This is a genomic window from Coprothermobacter proteolyticus DSM 5265 (assembly GCF_000020945.1).
Classification (GTDB): domain Bacteria; phylum Coprothermobacterota; class Coprothermobacteria; order Coprothermobacterales; family Coprothermobacteraceae; genus Coprothermobacter; species Coprothermobacter proteolyticus.
The window spans coordinates 47,789-65,471 of record NC_011295.1 but is presented as its reverse complement, the minus strand read 5'-3'; the positions used below and the strand labels follow the sequence as shown (position 1 = coordinate 65,471).

Sequence of the window (17,683 nt, the reverse complement as noted above, 5' to 3'; positions counted from 1 at the left end):
AATGGTCCATTTCACTCTTGACGTGTGTGCAGGGCGACCACTACAACTTGCAATGTGATTCTTGTCGCCCTGCACACCTTTTGTCATTGACAATACTACTTACCTATTTGTTCCGTTATCTGCTGGTAAGCTTGGTTAGCAGCTTCTTGTGGACTGAGTTTGCCCTGATACACTGTGGGCAGTATTTGGTTCATAGCAGACCAAACAGACGCCATCTCAGGTGCATTGGGTATGGGTACACCTTTCGCAGCCTGCGCTGAGAATACCTTTATGATGGGGTCATTGGCAATTGAAGTGTCGCTGTAAGCATTTACTGCTGCTGGCACATGGCCTATCTGCTTACCCAGGTAAGCTGCAGCATCAAAGTTAGATTGTCCCAGAGTGGCTCCCGTGAAGAACTTCATAAACTCTAGTGCCGCCGGTTTATTCTTAGCGTACTTGGAAAGCATTGTAGACTCAATGGTTACGAATGGCTTACCACCCGGTATGACCATAACGCCCATTTTGTCACCTAGTGCCTTCTTCAGGTTAGCGTACTCCCACGGTCCTGTAATAAAGAAAGCTGCCTTGTTGTTGGTGAATAAGCTCATGGATGTGCCGTAATCAGGTAACGACGACGGCATGACACTCTTGTTTTTCATATCCACCAATGCCTGGAATGCTTTAACTGCACCGGCATTCTTTATCGGAGAAACATCCTTGTAATTAGTGCCGTTGAACACTCCTCCGCCCATGCCAAAGTGCAGCCAACTTTCATGGTAGAAATCGCCAGCATTAAAGACTAATGGGCTTCCTCCTGGTACGGGGTACTTTTGATGTGCATTAAGTAGATCGTTTATGGATGTAGGCAATGTTTTAACAAAGTCTTTGTTGTAGAACAATGCGTCAGACTTTACTGACTCAGGTAAACCGTAAACCTTGCCAGCATAGGAAACACCATTCACGGCCGTGGTAAGGTAGTTAGCTCTGAGCACCAGTTCTGAAATGCTGATCGGATCGATAAGTCCAGCCTTGGCAAACTGCCCTAACCAGTCGTGAGGTCCGATGACAATATCGGGGCCTTGTCCCTGAGGAGCAGCAGTAAGGAACTTGTTCTGTAGGTTGTTGAAGTCCACTGGAACTTGGTTCACTATTACATTTGGATAAGCTTTCTGGAACTCAGCAATGATTTTGTCCAATGCATCAGCCTCTGCAGTTCCCAAGCCCCAGCCATGCCACACGGTAATTGTGCCTTTTACATTCTTGTTCACCGGCATGGCAGTGTCGAAGTTGGAAACAAGTACACGGTAGCTAACAGGATCCCACTTCACCTTGTAACCCAACTGCTCTGATACAAATCTTACAGGAACCATGGTTCGGCTATTGATGATCTTCGCTGGCACATCAATGGTTACTGTTTTGCCGTTAACAAGGACCTTATTGGAATTGATAGTTAAAATGATGGTCTTGGTTCCCTGTGCAATGGTTACTTGACGTTTTACATCGTTCCAAGTGACCTTTGCTCCCATCTGTTCACTGATGAACCTTACAGGAACCAAGGTTCTAGAATTCTGTATGACTGGTGGTGAATCCAACTTCACTGAAGCAGCGTTTACATAAGCAGTGGTATCTCCTATGTACAATTCTAGAAGTTTGTTGGTTTGAGCAGTGGTTGGCAACACCGTAGCGAAGCCCAGAAGTAGCGCAACCATTACTAACATGCTTAAAGTTTTTTTCATAACAATTCAACCTCCCTCCAAGCGTTTTCTAAGAAATTTATACCACACTTTAAGGGAAGTATATGTTATGTTAATAACATTAAGTTAATGTACATCCTCTCGGCTTGACTTTATCTAACTAATTCTTCATACTTTTGAGTGCTTCCAAGCACCCGATTTGTATCTAGTGTAAATGAACACGGCTCGAAAAGCTTGGTCACAGAGCTGTGCAACCCAAGCACCCATGAGCCCCATGCCCATGGCAATGAACACGTGCACCAGTACAACCCTGATACCCCAAATGCCTATTGCAGTAGAATAAAGCGGCCAACGTGTATCTCCAGCACCACGAAGGGCTCCAGCTAAAATAAACTGTGTTGACTGCATAGGCTGCATAATGGCAAGGATCTTTAAGGCATTGGCAGCTGCACGAGCTACCTCAGGGTCATCAACGTAAAGCAGAGCAACATCGTATCCAAAGAAGAACAGGACAATGGCAATGGCCAAAGCAATTATGAGCCCCATCCTTCTAGCGACAAGGCCTGCTTTTTCTGCCACATCTGGGTGTTTAGCACCCAAGCTCTGCCCCACCATGGTGGTAGCTGCCATACCAAAAGCCTGGCCTGGCGTAAAAGTCAAAGAAGAGATATTGATTGCTGTTTGGTGTGCCGCATAAACAGCCGTTCCCAACCCTGCTACGGCACGGGAGAAAAACACCTGCCCCAGCCTTAGCAGGAACTGCTCCATGGCTGAGGGTAAGCCAATACTGATTAAACGCTCTAAGAGATTCTTGTCAATGCGGTAGTCGTCTTTTAACGACACACCAATGTTGCGGTTCTTGTTGAATATGGCACGAAGGGCAAGAAAAGCAGCAACCCCACGGCACAGTGTAGTGGATAACGCTGCCCCTGCCACGCCCATAGCAGGAAATCCAAATTTCCCGAAAATTAATACGTAGTTGCCGACCACGTTAAGCAAGTTTGACAAAAGGTTATACCGCATGGGCGTCATGGTGTCGCCGCTACCTCTAAGGATTGCCCCCACATTCAAAGAAATTGTCGTGAATAACCACCCCAAAGAGACAATTTGCAAATAGGTCACGCTCATGGGGTACACGTCTGGTTCAGCTCTCATAAACGTTATAATGGCTGGGGAAAGCAAATAACCGGCAATTGAAACTACTATCCCCAGTATGGTTACCAGCACCATCGATTGGCGTACTGTGGCTTTGGCATTCTTAATATCTCCAGAACCTATAAAACGAGCCACTAAAGCGGTGCTACCCACGTTTAATGCTTGGAAAACAGCTAAAGCAAGCATGGTAGGATGGTTTGTAAGCCCTACCGCAGTGAGAGCTTGGTAGCTTATACGCCCCACCATGATCATGTCCACCATACTAAACAACGTACTAAGTAAAAGTTCCACCATGGCAGGCCAAGCAAGCTGCCAAACACGCTTGTTTATGAGTTTTGGGTCTTTGATAAGCTCCTCAATGGAAATACCGTCTGACGTGGTCTTAGTTGGCACCTCTGCATCAGTTGTGATTGTGTTGTTGCAGTCCCCTGAATTTTCTTGAGGCACAACGTATTCCGGTTTATCCAATCGTCGAGCACCTCCTTGATAGTCACAAATAATCTTTTATGATCTTTTGCAAGGTCATATTAGAAACGGTTTATATGTAAAATATTTTGCTTTGCAAAACGATATTATATATGATACACTGTTTCGGTTTGATTGGTAAACAACCAAGCAATTAGGTGGTAAGCTTTAAGTTTTTGCACTTGTTAATAGGCGATAAAAACGTAGGGTTCACCCAAAGATGAGTGAACCCTACGCTCTGCCATGGATTCTAAACGCTTTCTACTGTCCTTTTATGAAATCAGACACCTTGAATTTTTCACCAGCTACCTCTTCCAAATTTACTTCCACTACATCTTCCTGAGCGAGCTTCCGTGAACGGCGAGTTTCTACGACGCCATTTACGCAAACCAAGCCATCTTGGATAATGTGCTTTGCTTCGCCTCCAGTTACATTTAGAACAATTTTTAGAAACTGCTGCAGCTCAATCATGATGACGATAGCTTCCCTACTCAATCACAGTTTCATAGGCATAACCAACCCCACATAGTTTTCAGACTCCACCGGCCTGATTACTATGGGATGCAGTGGGCTGGTTAGTCCAAATACAACATTGTCTTCGTCGATGCCAGAAAGCACATCCTGTAAATAAGCATAATTGCAAGCTATTTTTAAATCAGGTCCCTCTTTATCTACAGGAATACTCTCCACGAAGGAACCGAGCTCGGGGACCTCAGCCGATATGGTTAAACTTCCATCTTCTAGTGTTAGACGCACAGCATCGTCATAGGTTTTCGCAAGCATACCTGCACGATCCAGTACATCTCCCATGGTCTTCTTGGAGAGTCTCACTGTGGTTTCGACGGTTTTTGGAATAACACTTCTCCAGGGCGGAAATTGGCCTTCTAAAGTACGTATTACCGCATAAATGACATCGTTTTCGAAAGCAACTTCGCCGTCACCAAAGGTTATATAGGCTGTGCTACCCGTATTTACCAACGTATCACAAACATCGCTAAGCACATCAGCAGGCAAACAAGCTGTTTCGGTGACCTGTAAGTCTGTTTTACAGGCAGCCAACCTGTGGCCATCTGTTCCCACTGCAATGAGCATACCCTCTGATCCATCCAGGAGAATGCCCTCCAACACTGGATTCCTTAGCTCGCCTTTGGAGACGTTCTTTTTCACGGCATCAACAGCCTTTTTAAGAGTAGCAGCATCCACGGTAAAAGTGTTTCCCTGCAAAACTTCGAGCTCTGGATACTCCTCTGGCGGCAGGGTAGAAAGCTTTAGGGAAGCGCTACCAGAGGAAATGGATAGATAATTCTCACCCACTTCCAACTGTACTTCAGATCCTGGGGCTTTCTTTACAAAGTCAGAGAAAAACTTTGCAGGTACCGTAGTACGAAGTTCTTCCGCTGCTTCCAATGCTATTTTGTAGGACAATGCACTTTTCATGTCGGTACCAGTTATCTTTAGAGCGGTATCAGTGGCTTCCAGCAGAATATTGTACAAAACCGGTTGAGTGGTTTTCTTTGGAACATGCCTGAGGACCGCTTCTAAGGATTGAATAAGCTCTTCTTTACGTAGTATTATTGGCATAACGTGTGTACCTCCCCGCTAATTTATTCTTCCAGAGCGCCTTCAATATATCTTAATTCCTGTGGTTTTATCTATACCTCTTTATATATATTACAATTTTATCACAAACACTAAAAGCTGCCATCCTACTTCACAGTGGGAACTATGCAGTTAGCTTACTCTGATTTTGCTTTAACCAGATGCAAAGTAGTTCTGCTTTTTGCTCATGGCTGGAGAACCATTAAGCGTTGCTTATAATCATTAATAACTAGTGGAAGGAGGCTGATGCATTCTGTCAATCCCTTGGACTATAGCTTTGGGCATATTGATCCCTTTTATTGGGACCTCAGCTGGCGCCCTTTCGGTGCTACTAATGAAAAAAGAACCCAAACCATCTCTTCAGAACTTTCTCTTAGGGTTTTCTGCTGGTGTGATGATTGCCGCATCAGTTTGGTCTTTGCTCCTACCCTCTATTGAAATGTCTGAACAATTTGGTAGATTTGCTTGGCTACCAGCAGCTGTGGGCTTTTTGTTTGGCATCTTTTTTCTGCTTTTTCTTGACAATGTGATCCCTCACCTCCACCTTGATCAGCAGTCTCCGGAGGGGCCTCGGTCTAATTTACAGCGGGTTACCATGCTTGTACTTGCTGTTACTTTGCACAACATTCCTGAAGGTATGGCTGTAGGTGTTCTTTTCGCCAGTGCTTTGCAAGGTTCCGCACAGACCAGCTTCGCTGCGGCGTATGTTCTTTCACTGGGCATTGCTCTTCAGAACATACCAGAAGGGGCAATCATATCTCTCCCTTTGAGAGCAGAAGGGCTACCCTTAAGCAAATCTGTCATTTATGGGATTCTCTCAGGTATAGTAGAACCTGTTGCCGCTGTTATTACTTTGCTTTTAACCAATGTGGTGGTAAGCATACTCCCTTATCTTCTTGCCTTTGCCGCTGGTGCAATGATCTATGTGGTAGTAGAAGAGCTTATTCCTGAATCACAGACTGGGCCACATTCAAATGTGAGCACTATTGGAGTAGCCATTGGTTTTGTAATTATGATGATTCTGGACGTGGCTCTGGGCTAATATTTTTCTTGTACTTTTCCGATGTTCTATGACGGCTACTATGTGTTTTAATTATGGAAAAATAATCCCGTCGTCGTAGTATTACTGTGTACATTGTGGAAAACTCTAACGAAACGTGCGTATAAAGGGTGTGCATACTGTGGAAAACCTGTGGACTATTTTCCACAGTATGCACCTGAAAATGGAATCATAAAAACTTATCCACAGCATCCCCAGTTTTTCTTTTGTTGATCCACAAGGTGAATAGTCTTATTCACAAGATACTTTTTCGAAGCAGAGTTACAACAAGTTAAGTCTTTTCTTTATATCGTTAACGTAATGCCTGATGGAAACATTGTTAAGCTGTGCATCTTTTATTTTGGTTATGGCATACATGACAGTAGTGTGGTCCTTCTTGTTGAAAAAAGCTGCAATTTCTGGATATGACATATCGGTGTATTGGCGAATAAGATACATGGCAATTTGTCTTGGCATAACTAAATCCTGGTTTCTTTTACTGGACTTAAGGTCTTCTAAGGTCATGCCAAAATAGGACGCTACCTGCTCAGCTATGGTTTGTGCATTTAAAACAGCGCTTTGGTTGGTATTCACATCGCCCAAGGCTTGCTTTGCTAGTCCCAAGGTCATCGGTACATTCTGCAAAGTGGCTAATGCAGTTACCTTAGTTAAAGCACCTTCTAGTTCTCTTATGTTTGTGGCCACGGCGTGAGCTATGAATTCTATAACTTCACTGGGTACGTCAAGTCCTTCTTTCTGTGCTTTCCGCTCCAGTATGGCAACGCGGGTTTCAAAGTCTGGTCTTTGTATGTCCACGGTAAGTCCTTGTTGGAAGCGGCTCCTGAGCCTGTCTTCTAGCAGCGTTAGCTCTTGCGGTGGATGATCGCTGGTTATGACAATTTGTTTTCCAGCCTGATACAAGGTGTTGAACGTGTGGAAGAATTCAGTCTGAGTAGCTTCCTTGCCTGCAATGAACTGTATATCGTCTATGAGCAAGACGTCCACTGTCCTGTAGTGGGCGCGAAAATCTTCTGGGCTATTCTTTTTAATACTTTCCACCATCTCGTTGGTGAACTCTTCAGCGGTGATGTACAGTACTTGCATGTCCGGTTCCTGCTGTTGAAGGAGGTAGTTACCTATGGCATGCAAAAGGTGTGTTTTGCCCAGCCCAACGCCTCCCCATATGAACAATGGGTTGAATCTCTTTCCGGGGTTTTCTGCCACTGCTCTGGCTCCAGCATAGGCAAGTCTGTTGGAATCTCCTACCACGAACTCGTCAAAGGTATATCGTGGATTCAGCCTAATGAGGGATTTTGGCTTACCTTTTTTTACCGGGTTATCTGAGAAAACATCAGGGGTATTCTTTTTCTGAACAATTACTTCTACTTCTAAAGCCATGCCCGTAATGCGCCTCAATGCTTCTTTTACTATGGGCATGTAGTTCTCTTCGATGTAGTCCTTTGCAGTATCAGACGATACAGAAATGGTAACTTTGTCTTCGCTTAGACTGTCTATGGCACTGTCTTTAAACCACATCTCGAAAGCCGGTTTGCTTACGTACTTCTGGATTTCCAGCAAAAACCTTTTCCAAAGCTCTTTCGGGTCCATGTTCTCCACACCTCCTGTGGAAAATTCTATCACATATCCACAGCTTACTAAAAAGTTATCCACATTTTCCACAGGGCTCTGTGGAAAACCCACAAAAAAGTTCCAACACCCTTTTCCATGTTCCACGTGGAACATTTCGAGAAAGAATTGTTGTAAACAAAGGTGAAACATGTTTTTTGGGTTTCTTAGAAAAACGTTTTTTCGAAGGTAAACCGTGTATATAATAGCTGTGTATATAAGGAGGTGGGTTTCAATTGAAAGATTTCCTAGAAGGTTTAGTGCAGAAAGCTTTAGACCAAGGAGCAAGTTACGCTGATGCCAGAAGGGTACGCAGAAGAACTGAAAACATTTTCGTCCGCGACGGAAAGTTGGAGCAAGTAGGGTTGGAAGAAACAGAAGGTTACAACCTTAGGGTGCTGGTAGACGGTTCCTTTGGTTTTGCAGCCAGTTATGATTTTGACAAGCCTGAGAAGGTTGTTTCTGATGCAGTGGGCATTGCACGGGCTTCTGCCAACGTAAACAAGAAAAAAATTGAGTGGCTACATCAGCCCCCAGTAAGTGGACATTACGAAGGCCCCATGGAGATTGACCCTTTTACGGTTCCACTAGATAAAAAAGTCAGCTTGCTGTTAGAGGCTGACAAGGTTATGGCTACAAAGCCGCAATTGAAGCACCGCGAGCATTTTTTGCAGTTTTGGGAAGAGGAAAAGGAGTTTTTCAGCTCTGAAGGCTCTTATGTGACTCAACATTATGTAGAGTCAGGCGGGCAAATTCAGTGTACTGCCATGGAAGGCACACAAATGCAAGTAAAGAGTTATCCCAATTCTTTTGGCGATTTTCGTAAAGCTGGCTGGGAGTTCATTGAAGAGATGGATTTTGTACATCACGCTGAAGAAGTGGCTGACCTGGCCGTGGCACTTTTAACAGCACCAAATTTACCCCAGGGCGTAGCAAACATCATCATATTGGGCCCACAACTCTCACTCCAAGTACATGAATCTGTGGGTCATGCCACGGAATTGGACCGCGTGTTGGGTTATGAGGCATCTTACGCAGGCACATCCTTTGCAACTCTGGATAACCTGGGCAAGCTTCAATATGGCAGTCCAGCCATGAACATAACCAGCGATCCAACACTTCCTTATGGCCTAGGCAGTTTTGGTTGGGATGATGAAGGAACGCCGGCCCATCAGGTTTACCTTATCAAGGAAGGCCTACTGGTGGATTACTTGAGCGACAGGGAGACCTCTGCTCAGATTGGGCATAGTTCTTCTGGTGCCAGTAGGGGTGACGGCTGGTGGTCCTTGCCCATTGTTCGTATGACCAATGTGAACCTATTGCCCGGAGATAAAACGTTAGAAGAACTCATGGACATGGCTGGCGAAGGTTTCGTGTTTGACATAAATAAAAACTGGTCCATCGATGACAAGCGCTTGAATTTCCACTTTGGGTCTGAAGCAGCATGGGAAATCAAGAATGGTAAGAAGGGCAGGCTTTACAAAAACCCATCTTACTGGGGTATAACGCCGGAGTTCTGGAACAGCCTGGTGGCAGTAGCTGGTCCTCAGGAGTGGCGTGTTTGGGGCTTACCGAACTGCGGCAAGGGAGAACCTGGACAGGTCATGCGTGTGGCACACGGCACAGCTCCTGCGCTGTTTAAGAACATAAAGGTAGGTGGCAACGAATGATGATGGATGACGCTTTAAGCCATATGGTAGAAAAACTTGTTAACAACGGCAAAGCCGATAAGACGCTTGTTGTGGCGCAAGCAGAAGAGAATCTGCTTACGCGCTTTGCAGTAAATCGCATACACCAGCACGTTCGACAAGAAACATTGAACGTGACAGTGGTGGTGGAAAAGGACAAAAAGGTAGGTATTGCTGGAACCAGCTCGCTGAAACCTGAGGAAGCCGATGCTCTTCTGAATAAAGCTCTACAAAATGCTGAGCTTTCTTCCGGAGAAAGTACACTGGAGCTTGCTGAGACAGGTGAGCAGCAGTTTGATATGAAATCGCGGTTTGTGGAGGATTTGATAGAAGCTCACGACGAAAGGGCACGCATAGTAGCAAACATGATAGAAAGAGGCGAGAAAGCACAGGCTGACGCTTTTGGTGTGCTGAATGCCACAAGAGAAAAAGTCATCATAAGAAACAGCGCTGGAACACACCTGCAGTGGGAAGGCAGTGTGGGGTTAGTAAAAGCCATGTACATGAAGGGGCAGGGGAGCGGTTATCAAATTGGTCAGTTCAACAATCCAGGTAACTTTATCTGGGAGCAGCTTGCTGAAAAAGCCTTGCAGAAATGTTTAGATAGCCAGCATCCCGAGCCATTGGAACCTGGCAAATACACGGTCATCTTAGAGCCTCTCGCTGTTGGGACGCTGCTTGGTGAGATGGCCAGCTTCAGCTTTAATGCCAGGGCAGCTTATCAGGGCCACAGTTACATCTGGCAGCATCGTGGTGAACAGTTATTCCCCAAGTTTATGACCATTTATGACTGGGGCTTAGATGATCTCACAGCACTCCGCTTGCCTATGGACTTTGAGGGATACCTTAAGAAGCCTGTCCAGTTCATAGAAGGCGGAGAAGCCAAAGATGTGGTCTTTGACAGCCGCTTTGCGAAAATACTGAACCATCCAAATACTGGACATGCTCTGCCACCTGAAGCTATGAGTTACTCACCCATACCACTCAACGTGATTATGCTCCCAGGACAAAAGTCCATGGACCAACTCATAGCGGAAACAGAACATGGCATAATCGTCACCATGCTCAACTACGTGAGAAGTTATTTGGATCCTTTGACTGTTCTTGCTACGGGTATAACGAGAAATGGCACCTTCCTCATCGAGGATGGGAAGGTCACCAAAGCACTTAACAATACAAGATTCCTGCAAAGCTTTGTGGAGGCACTTCAAAATACCACAGATATTGGCTCCGAGCTCATGATGGTTGGAGAAGAGTTTGGATCTTTCACAGCACCAGCCCTAAAAATTGAAAAGTTTAACTTTATGTAACAAGTAAATGTAACATTATTCACGACAAGGGAGAGCTAATAAGGTCTCCCTTGTCTGCAATTAAGTATGTTAAAAGCACTTCAGCATTTCCCGCACTGCATAATTGTTCGTCATAATGTTTCAATTATGATACAATTCTAAAATACACTATATATTTGGGAGGCGATGTCTGATGCAGGGAGGTTATATGAACCGCATCCTGCGTGTGGACCTGTCCAACAGAACGTGGACGACTGAGGAGTTGGATGAAAAACTTGTCCGTGATTACATTGGAGGAAGGGGTTTTGGAGCCAAGTTTCTTTATGACGACCTAAAGCCTGGTATTGACCCTCTGGGCGAAGAAAATGAAATCATCTTCATTGCAGGGCCTTTAGCTGCTACTGGAGCTCAATCATGCGCTCGTTTCGAGATTTACTTCAAGTCACCACAAACAGGCGGCTATTTTCAGTCATCAGGTGGTGGTTTCTTTGCTCCTGAAATGAAATTTGCTGGTTACGACGCTATCATCATAAAAGGGAAATCAGAAAAACCTGTGTATCTGTGGATTCATGATGACAAAGTTGAGTTCAAAGATGCTTCTTACTTGTGGGGTTTGGGGCTAGCCGACACCGAGCAATTGATCCGTGAAGAACTCAATGATCCTTATGTGCGTGTAGCTGCCATTGGACCCGCAGGTGAGAATCTGGTCAAGTATGCGGGGGTTTTCAGCGACCGACGTGCGGCAGCACGTGGAGGCGGCGGAGCTGTGATGGGCTCCAAAAACCTGAAAGGCGTGGCTGTGAGGGGCCATCAAAAAGTTCCCATAGCTAATAACGAAGCGTTCCAGCAAGCTTTGAAGGCTCAAGTCGGCGCTTATAAAGGTAATCCCATGTACGAGATGATGCACACCACGGGTACGCAGGCATCTGAACTTACGGCAGTGCTGGGCATGTATCCTTGGAAAAACTTTAGGGAAGCACCAGGACCTGAATGGGAGAAACTACAGGCTTCAGAGTTCAACAAGCTCCGTGTGCGTAAGATGGGCTGTCAGAACTGCATGATACGCTGCAGCCAAATAACCAAAGTTTGGGACGGGCCTTACAAAGGTGTGTGGAGTGAGGGCCCCGAGTATGAAACACTTTGGTCTTTTTCTGGCCCCATTGGAAAGGCAGAAATAGGTCTCACTGTCTTGGCAGACAGACTTTGTGATGATCTCGGGATGGATACGATTTCTGCAGGACAGAGCATCGGTTTTGCGTATGAGCTCTACGAAAAAGGCATAATAACAAAAGAGGATACTGACGGTTTAGAACTTGTCTATGGGAACATCGAACCTGTTCCGAGACTTATCGAAATGATCGCTCGTAGAGAAGGTTTCGGCAACGTGTTGGCTGAAGGGACAAAACGTATGGCAGAGAAGTATAATCAAGGCTCAGAGTATTATGCCATTCAAGTCAAAGGGCTGGAGTTACCGGCCTATGACCCCAGAGGGGCCAAAGCACACGGCTTGAACTTGGCTACGTCGCCGTTGGGTGCTGACCATAACTATGGCTACGGTTCTCAGGAGCTATTTGGCGTTCCCATACCACATCCTGTGGATCGCTTTGCTGTGGAAGGAAAGGGAGAAATAACTAAGTTTAACCAGGACTGGGCAGCATTTACTGAGACGGGTATCCTTTGCACATTCGCATCTTTGATGACGGGTCCTGACATCTTCAGCCAACTTTTGTATGGCGCTACGGGAGTGGAAGAATTTGCTGATCCAAACTACATGTGGGTAGTAGGGGAGCGCATAGTAAACTTGGAGCGCATGTTTAATGCTCGTGAAGGCTTTACCAGGGAAGACGATAGAATGCCAGAGCGTATTGTGAAAGATCCTCTGCCCTATGGTCCTTCCGCTGGTCAGGTGTTTGAGCAAGATGAGCTACTTGACCAATACTACGAGGCACGCGGTTGGGACAAGGTGACCGGGATTCCGAAGGCAGAAAAGCTTCGTGAGCTTGGACTAGACTTTACTCTGGATTATGCAGCTCAGTGAGGCTACCATGCTGGTAAATGTGCTGTATTTTGGCCATCTGAGGGAAGCTACATTAAAGGAGAAAGAAACTTTGGAAGTACCCTCAGAGGCTACGTTGGCGACTTTGATAGAGCTTTTGGAACAAAAATACGGCCCAGAATATAGAAACGCCATGGATGCCATAAAAGGTCTTCGAATACTTATAGATGGCAGAGACAGTAGCATTTTGGGTGGCACAGACGCGCCTTTGAAGGAAGGCTGCACAGTGGTGTTTCTACCGCCCATTGCAGGCGGGTAATCAGTTACTAAAGAGTCCTCAAGGAATTAAGCTTACTCGGTTAGGGGGAAGGAGATAGCGTAGACGCTCCTTCCTCTTTTTTTTGTATGAACTTGCTAGTTGGTCATTAGTAGGAAAGAAGTAATGATGAAGCTGGACTTCAAAGAAATGTTCCACGTGGAACATTTACAAGAAGATTAGGAATAATAAGGTTTATTCCGACCACTTTTGCTGAGGTGAATAGGGAGCGTATAGCGATTCTATTTCGTTAGGTTTTCCATCCCAAAGTTCTTTTGGAATGGAGCGCAGGAAAGGTGAGGGTCTTGCCATTTGTTCAAAACCATTCCCCCAAGGTTGCTTATATGGAACGTAAAAAATTAAATGCTCTTTGGCTCGCGTCATGGCTACATAAAGAAGACGACGTTCTTCTTCTTTTTCGGCTGTGGTCACAGACAAGCTGTGGGGGAAGAACCCATCAGTAACGTAATACAAGATGACAGCTTGGAACTCCAACCCTTTTACACCGTGAACCGTGGAAATAGCAACACCTTCTACTCCACCGTTGTTTTCGCGTGTTCCCAAAGCGGATCGCTGTAAAAAATCATCCATGTCAGCGCTCTCTTCGGCAATGGAGATTAATTGCTTTACGTTTTCTGTTCGCTCGATGTATTCTTCCTCAGACTTACTGATGCTTCTAAAGTGGTCCAAGAGATTTTCCTGTTCCATCACAAGGTAAATGGCTTGAGAAGGCTCAGCAATTTCCTGAATTGTTTGAATGAGGGTATATAGGCTCTCTAAGTAATCGTTCATGGATAACTTCTTAAACAGGAGCGACTCTACTGCGGCTTTCATGGCTTCCAACAGTGTTAGCTTGTTCTCTTCGGCAAAGTTGAACAGTTTCTCCAGGCTCGCTGTTCCAAATCCTCTCTTTTTCATAGTCAATATGCGTTTCAAACTTACTCGATCCATGGCGTTTCTACTCAGCCTCAAATAAGCAAGAATGTCTTTTATTTCACGGCGAGCAAAGAAAGGTACACCCCCAATGATGTGGTATTGTATATTCCTGGTAGCAAATTCCCGTTCCACACGCGCGGTTAAAGCACGTGTGCGCATCAGAACGGCAATTTCTTCGTATGGTATGCCCATCTTGTGCAATCTTTGTACTTCGAACGCTGCTGTTATGGCGGCATCAGCATCGTCAAAAGGTCTCCTCAGGATGAGCTTGTTGCCTGCTCCCTTGATACTCTCTAATTTTCTTTCAAAGAGCGCCGATGGGCTGTCGTTAATTAAAGCGGAAGCAGAATCCACAATGGTTCTATTGCTTCTGTAATTCAAATCCAAGAACACAACTTCTGGATTGTAATCATCGATGAAACGCTTTATATTGTAGTACTCGGCAGCCCTGAAACCGTAAATGGATTGGTCAGGGTCGCCTACAATAGTGACGTTGTTCATGCCGGAATAGTGTGGGTTTGTCATATAAAGGAGCATCTGGTACTGCGCAAAGTTTGTGTCCTGGAACTCATCCACCATGACTAAGTCGAATAGACCGGCAATCATCTCCCTCAGTTCAGGCCTATCTTCCATACGCTGCGCCAAGACCATGATGAGATCATCAAAATCCAGGGCTTGACTCTGTTCTTTTAATCTTTCGTATGTCATGAACACTTGGTGCACAGTATCGAAGTAATACCCCCATGAACCGTAACGCTGCCTGATGAATTCAGGAAACGTGTTGCAGTCAAACATCCTTGCCTTCGCAGCGGAAATGTGATTGAGTACGTCATTGGGCCTAAATCTCTTTGTATCCATGTTCATCTGCTTTAGGATGTCTTCAATGAGGCCCTTACTGTCATCGTCATCGTAAATAACAAAGTTCTGGCTAATTCCAGCATAGGGGGCAAAGTACCTGAGCATCCGTGCCGCGAAGCTGTGCATGGTTGCTGCAAAAATGCGGTCGCCCTCAGGAATAAGTCTTCCTAGGCGTTCCTTTAGCTCATCAGCAGCCTTATTGGTAAAGGTTATTGCCAAAATGCGTTCTGGAGGCAGATGCCACTCCTTGACAGCAAAAAGAGCTCTATAAGTTAGCACCCTTGTTTTGCCCGAACCAGGCCCTGCTATGATGGCAAGGGGTTTTGGAGGGGCAGTTACTGCTTGCTTTTGAGCCTCATTTAGTTTACTTAAATCCACAGAATCCACATCTTCATTATAAATGAAAAAGCCTCCGATGTGGGATCGGAGGCTTAAAGTTAAGTGATTATGGGATGGGGAAGGGGGAATCAAATTTTCTTGTGGCAGAGCCACCAATCGTAACAGTTGGGCTGATTCATACGCTCCTCTGCACCTTTAATGTCTGGCGGTAGAGGGATGATAACTTCATCACCCATGAGTTCGTTGTTAGGCCAGTTTGCTGGAATAGCCACGTGATTGGCATCAGCTGTCTGGAAAGCTTTGATCATCCTGATGATTTCATCGATGTTTCTACCAATTTCCTGTGGGTAATAAAGAATGGCTCTGATAATGCCCTTGGGGTCCACGATGTAAACAGCTCTGACTGTGTTCGTGCCTTTAGCAGGGTGTATAAGCCCAAGAGCCTTTGCTATGCGACCTAATTCATCTGCAATGATGGGGAATTGAATTTCTACGCCCAGATTGTCTTTTATCCACTGAACCCATTTGATGTGTGATGGTACCTGGTCCACTGATAGTCCAATGAGCTCTGTGTTCAAAGCCTTGAACTCATCGAATCTCTTCTGAAATGCTACGAATTCTGTAGTACAGACCGGAGTGAAATCTCCCGGGTGACTGAAGAATACTACCCATTTTCCGTTGAAATCGTCGGGTAGTTTCATGGGACCAAATGTGGTTTTTACCTCCAATTCAGGGAACTTATCACCGATTAACGGCATTCGCGTTTGCTCCTCAAACATGTACTATCACTCCTTTTCTGACGCTACTAGTTCTAGTATACCCAATTTTTGACTTATTCAAAACATGGAACACCAAAATGGTACTTATTCTCAAAAAGCAGCTTCTTCGAATGCGGATTAAAAAGAAAAGAGCCTCCGACGGGGGGAATCGGAGGCCGGGAGTTAAGTAACTATGAGATGGGGAAGGGGGCTGTGGTCGGGATGGAGCGGGAGGTGCATTGCCCATACCTACCACAAAGGTTATATTTCAACCTTCCACTGCTTTTATTATACCCTTATTCCCATACTTAAAACACACCTTCCTAAACAATCATTTAATAAGCAATGGTGCTCAGGTACTTTAAGCCGTCGTCAGGGAATACTGTTACCACATGTGCTAAATTGTATTTTTCTTTTATTCTTAAAGCGGCTATGAAGTTTGCCCCGGAGGATATGCCTACTGAATATCCCTTGGCGCTGAGCATTTTTACACCTTCCAGTGCTTCGTTTCCTCTCACGGTAATAATCTCATCCACTAGATCTTTATCAAATATGGTGGGTATGAAGCCTGCTCCTATGCCCTGTATGATGTGGCTTCCACCTTTTCCCCCGGAAAGCACAGGGGATTCTGCAGGCTCCACAGCAATGATTTTCACTCTATTCCCCAGAACTCTTCGCAGCGCTCTGCCTACACCTGATATGGTTCCGCCACTGCCTACGCCTGCCACAAAAGCATCCACTTCCCAGTTTGTTTGTTTAAGTATTTCGGGGCCGGTGGTGAGTTCATGAGCCAATACGTTGAAAGGGTTATTGAACTGGTCGGGAATGTAGGCGTGGTGCTTCTCCTGAAGCTGTTTGGCTTTTTCTATGGCTCCAGGAATGCCCTTTTCAGCGGGTGTTAGGATAACTTCAGCTCCGTAACTTTGGGCTAGTTTTACCCGCTCAGGGGTAACAGAAGCTGGCATGGTGAGTATGACTTTTATGCCAACCTGTGAACCCAAGGCAGCCAGCGAGATCCCTGTATTGCCTGAAGTTGGTTCTACCAGGGTACCTCCTGGTTGTATCAAGTTTTCTTTGAGAGCATGCACGAGCATGAAATAAGCTGGCCGGTCTTTTATACTGCCTGTGGGGTTAAAGCGTTCCAGCTTTGCGTATATACCATATGGCTCAATACATACCAAAGGAGTTTCCATAATGCCTATCATGCTACTACCTCCTTTACGCAGTCCTGCTTAACTACTTTAGCAGGTACACCTACCACAGTACTGTAAGGGGGCACATCTTCCACTACAACGCTTCCTGCACCGATGCGTGCGCCATCTCCCACATTGATGGCACCAAGCAATGTGGCTCCAGCGCCAATAAAAACATTCTTCCCCACCTGTGGATGCCTTTTGCCTGTGGTGATATTCTTGGCTCCCAAAGTTACACCGTGGTATATCACCGTGCCCGATCCAACCTTGGCTGTGCTTCCGATAACAACCCCCATACCGTGATCAACTACTACGCCTGGTTCAATTTCTGCTGCGGGGTGAATGTCCACAGCATAGAGCACGCGGCTTATGAAGTGAATAAACGCTGATACATTCCTAAAACCTGCTACGTAGAAAGCGTGAGCATACCTGTAAAGACGTAAACTTCTATAGCCTGCATGGAATCTAATATCTGCGGGGGTTTCAATGGAAGGATCGCTCTTTAGAAGAGCTTGACGATCTTCCTTAAGAGCGTTTCTCGCCTTTTTAAGTTCTGTTCCCAATATGTACAACCGCATCCCATTTCACGTCGCCTCCTAATGCTTTATGCTAGCGCACTAAGTCGCTCTGGTTTTGTTACGTAATAGTGTATACCCAAGACAGACCTCCTGTATGAAAAACCAATGCTAAGTGAACAAAAAAGTGCACAATGTTTTTCTTAACATTTCAAAAAAGCGTGCAGCCTACCAT

General features: G+C 45.5%; 14 protein-coding genes. 5 read left to right on the top strand and 9 right to left on the bottom strand.

The genetic code is table 11. The annotated features are described in order from the left end of the window. Positions 1-95: 95 nt before the first annotated feature. The 4 genes from COPRO5265_RS00305 to dnaN form a co-directional block, all read right to left on the bottom strand. The gene (locus tag COPRO5265_RS00305; RefSeq protein WP_012544575.1) at positions 96-1,718 is read right to left on the bottom strand and encodes an extracellular solute-binding protein; all 1,623 of its coding nucleotides are present in this window, start codon (positions 1,716-1,718) and stop codon (positions 96-98) included. Positions 1,719-1,844: 126 nt separating this feature from the next. Further along, positions 1,845-3,299, bottom strand: a complete 1,455-nt coding sequence (locus COPRO5265_RS00300; RefSeq protein ID WP_236608218.1) for an MATE family efflux transporter — start codon at positions 3,297-3,299, stop codon at positions 1,845-1,847. A 258-nt stretch (positions 3,300-3,557) separates the two neighbouring features. Then, positions 3,558-3,791, bottom strand: coding sequence for an RNA-binding S4 domain-containing protein (locus COPRO5265_RS00295; RefSeq protein ID WP_012544441.1), 234 nt, complete (start codon positions 3,789-3,791; stop codon positions 3,558-3,560). Then, complete coding sequence (gene dnaN, locus COPRO5265_RS00290) at positions 3,792-4,877, bottom strand: DNA polymerase III subunit beta (RefSeq protein ID WP_012543548.1); 1,086 nt, start codon at positions 4,875-4,877, stop codon at positions 3,792-3,794. It lies immediately after the preceding gene. 295 nt (positions 4,878-5,172) lie between these two features. Between dnaN and COPRO5265_RS00285 the strand changes: the two genes are divergently transcribed. Further along, the gene (locus COPRO5265_RS00285) at positions 5,173-5,937 is read left to right on the top strand and encodes a ZIP family metal transporter (protein ID WP_012543652.1); all 765 of its coding nucleotides are present in this window, start codon (positions 5,173-5,175) and stop codon (positions 5,935-5,937) included. A 279-nt stretch (positions 5,938-6,216) separates the two neighbouring features. Here the strand turns inward: COPRO5265_RS00285 and dnaA are convergent, their stop codons facing one another. Next, the gene (gene dnaA, locus COPRO5265_RS00280) at positions 6,217-7,542 is read right to left on the bottom strand and encodes a chromosomal replication initiator protein DnaA (RefSeq protein WP_041735901.1); all 1,326 of its coding nucleotides are present in this window, start codon (positions 7,540-7,542) and stop codon (positions 6,217-6,219) included. 254 nt (positions 7,543-7,796) lie between these two features. Here dnaA and COPRO5265_RS00275 point away from each other — a divergent pair, with 254 nt between their 5' ends. The 4 genes from COPRO5265_RS00275 (at position 7,797) to COPRO5265_RS00260 (ending at position 12,852) form a co-directional block, all read left to right on the top strand. Beyond that, positions 7,797-9,230: a TldD/PmbA family protein gene (locus tag COPRO5265_RS00275; protein ID WP_049750670.1), complete on the top strand. Its 1,434-nt coding sequence runs from the start codon at positions 7,797-7,799 to the stop codon at positions 9,228-9,230. Beyond that, on the top strand, positions 9,227-10,558 hold the full coding sequence (locus COPRO5265_RS00270) for a TldD/PmbA family protein (RefSeq protein ID WP_041735498.1): 1,332 nt from the start codon (positions 9,227-9,229) through the stop codon (positions 10,556-10,558). The genes COPRO5265_RS00275 and COPRO5265_RS00270 overlap by 4 nt, the downstream gene beginning before the upstream one ends. Before the next feature lie 172 nt (positions 10,559-10,730). Further along, positions 10,731-12,575, top strand: a complete 1,845-nt coding sequence (locus tag COPRO5265_RS00265; RefSeq protein ID WP_012544159.1) for an aldehyde ferredoxin oxidoreductase family protein — start codon at positions 10,731-10,733, stop codon at positions 12,573-12,575. Then, positions 12,562-12,852, top strand: coding sequence for a MoaD/ThiS family protein (locus COPRO5265_RS00260; protein ID WP_012544145.1), 291 nt, complete (start codon positions 12,562-12,564; stop codon positions 12,850-12,852). The genes COPRO5265_RS00265 and COPRO5265_RS00260 overlap by 14 nt, the downstream gene beginning before the upstream one ends. Positions 12,853-13,044: 192 nt before the next feature. On the opposite strand, the gene COPRO5265_RS00255 is transcribed toward COPRO5265_RS00260, so the two are convergent. The 4 genes from COPRO5265_RS00255 to epsC form a co-directional block, all read right to left on the bottom strand. Continuing rightward, positions 13,045-15,030 (bottom strand): ATP-dependent helicase, encoded by a 1,986-nt coding sequence (locus tag COPRO5265_RS00255; protein ID WP_143708063.1) that lies wholly within the window; start codon positions 15,028-15,030, stop codon positions 13,045-13,047. A gap of 80 nt (positions 15,031-15,110) precedes the next feature. Then, positions 15,111-15,761: a peroxiredoxin gene (locus tag COPRO5265_RS00250; RefSeq protein ID WP_012543591.1), complete on the bottom strand. Its 651-nt coding sequence runs from the start codon at positions 15,759-15,761 to the stop codon at positions 15,111-15,113. A 314-nt stretch (positions 15,762-16,075) separates the two neighbouring features. Further along, positions 16,076-16,945, bottom strand: a complete 870-nt coding sequence (locus COPRO5265_RS00245) for a PLP-dependent cysteine synthase family protein (RefSeq protein ID WP_012544192.1) — start codon at positions 16,943-16,945, stop codon at positions 16,076-16,078. Then, complete coding sequence (gene epsC / locus COPRO5265_RS07645; RefSeq protein ID WP_012543837.1) at positions 16,942-17,511, bottom strand: serine O-acetyltransferase EpsC; 570 nt, start codon at positions 17,509-17,511, stop codon at positions 16,942-16,944. Before epsC ends, COPRO5265_RS00245 begins: the two co-directional genes overlap by 4 nt. Between the last annotated feature and the right edge of the window lie 172 nt (positions 17,512-17,683).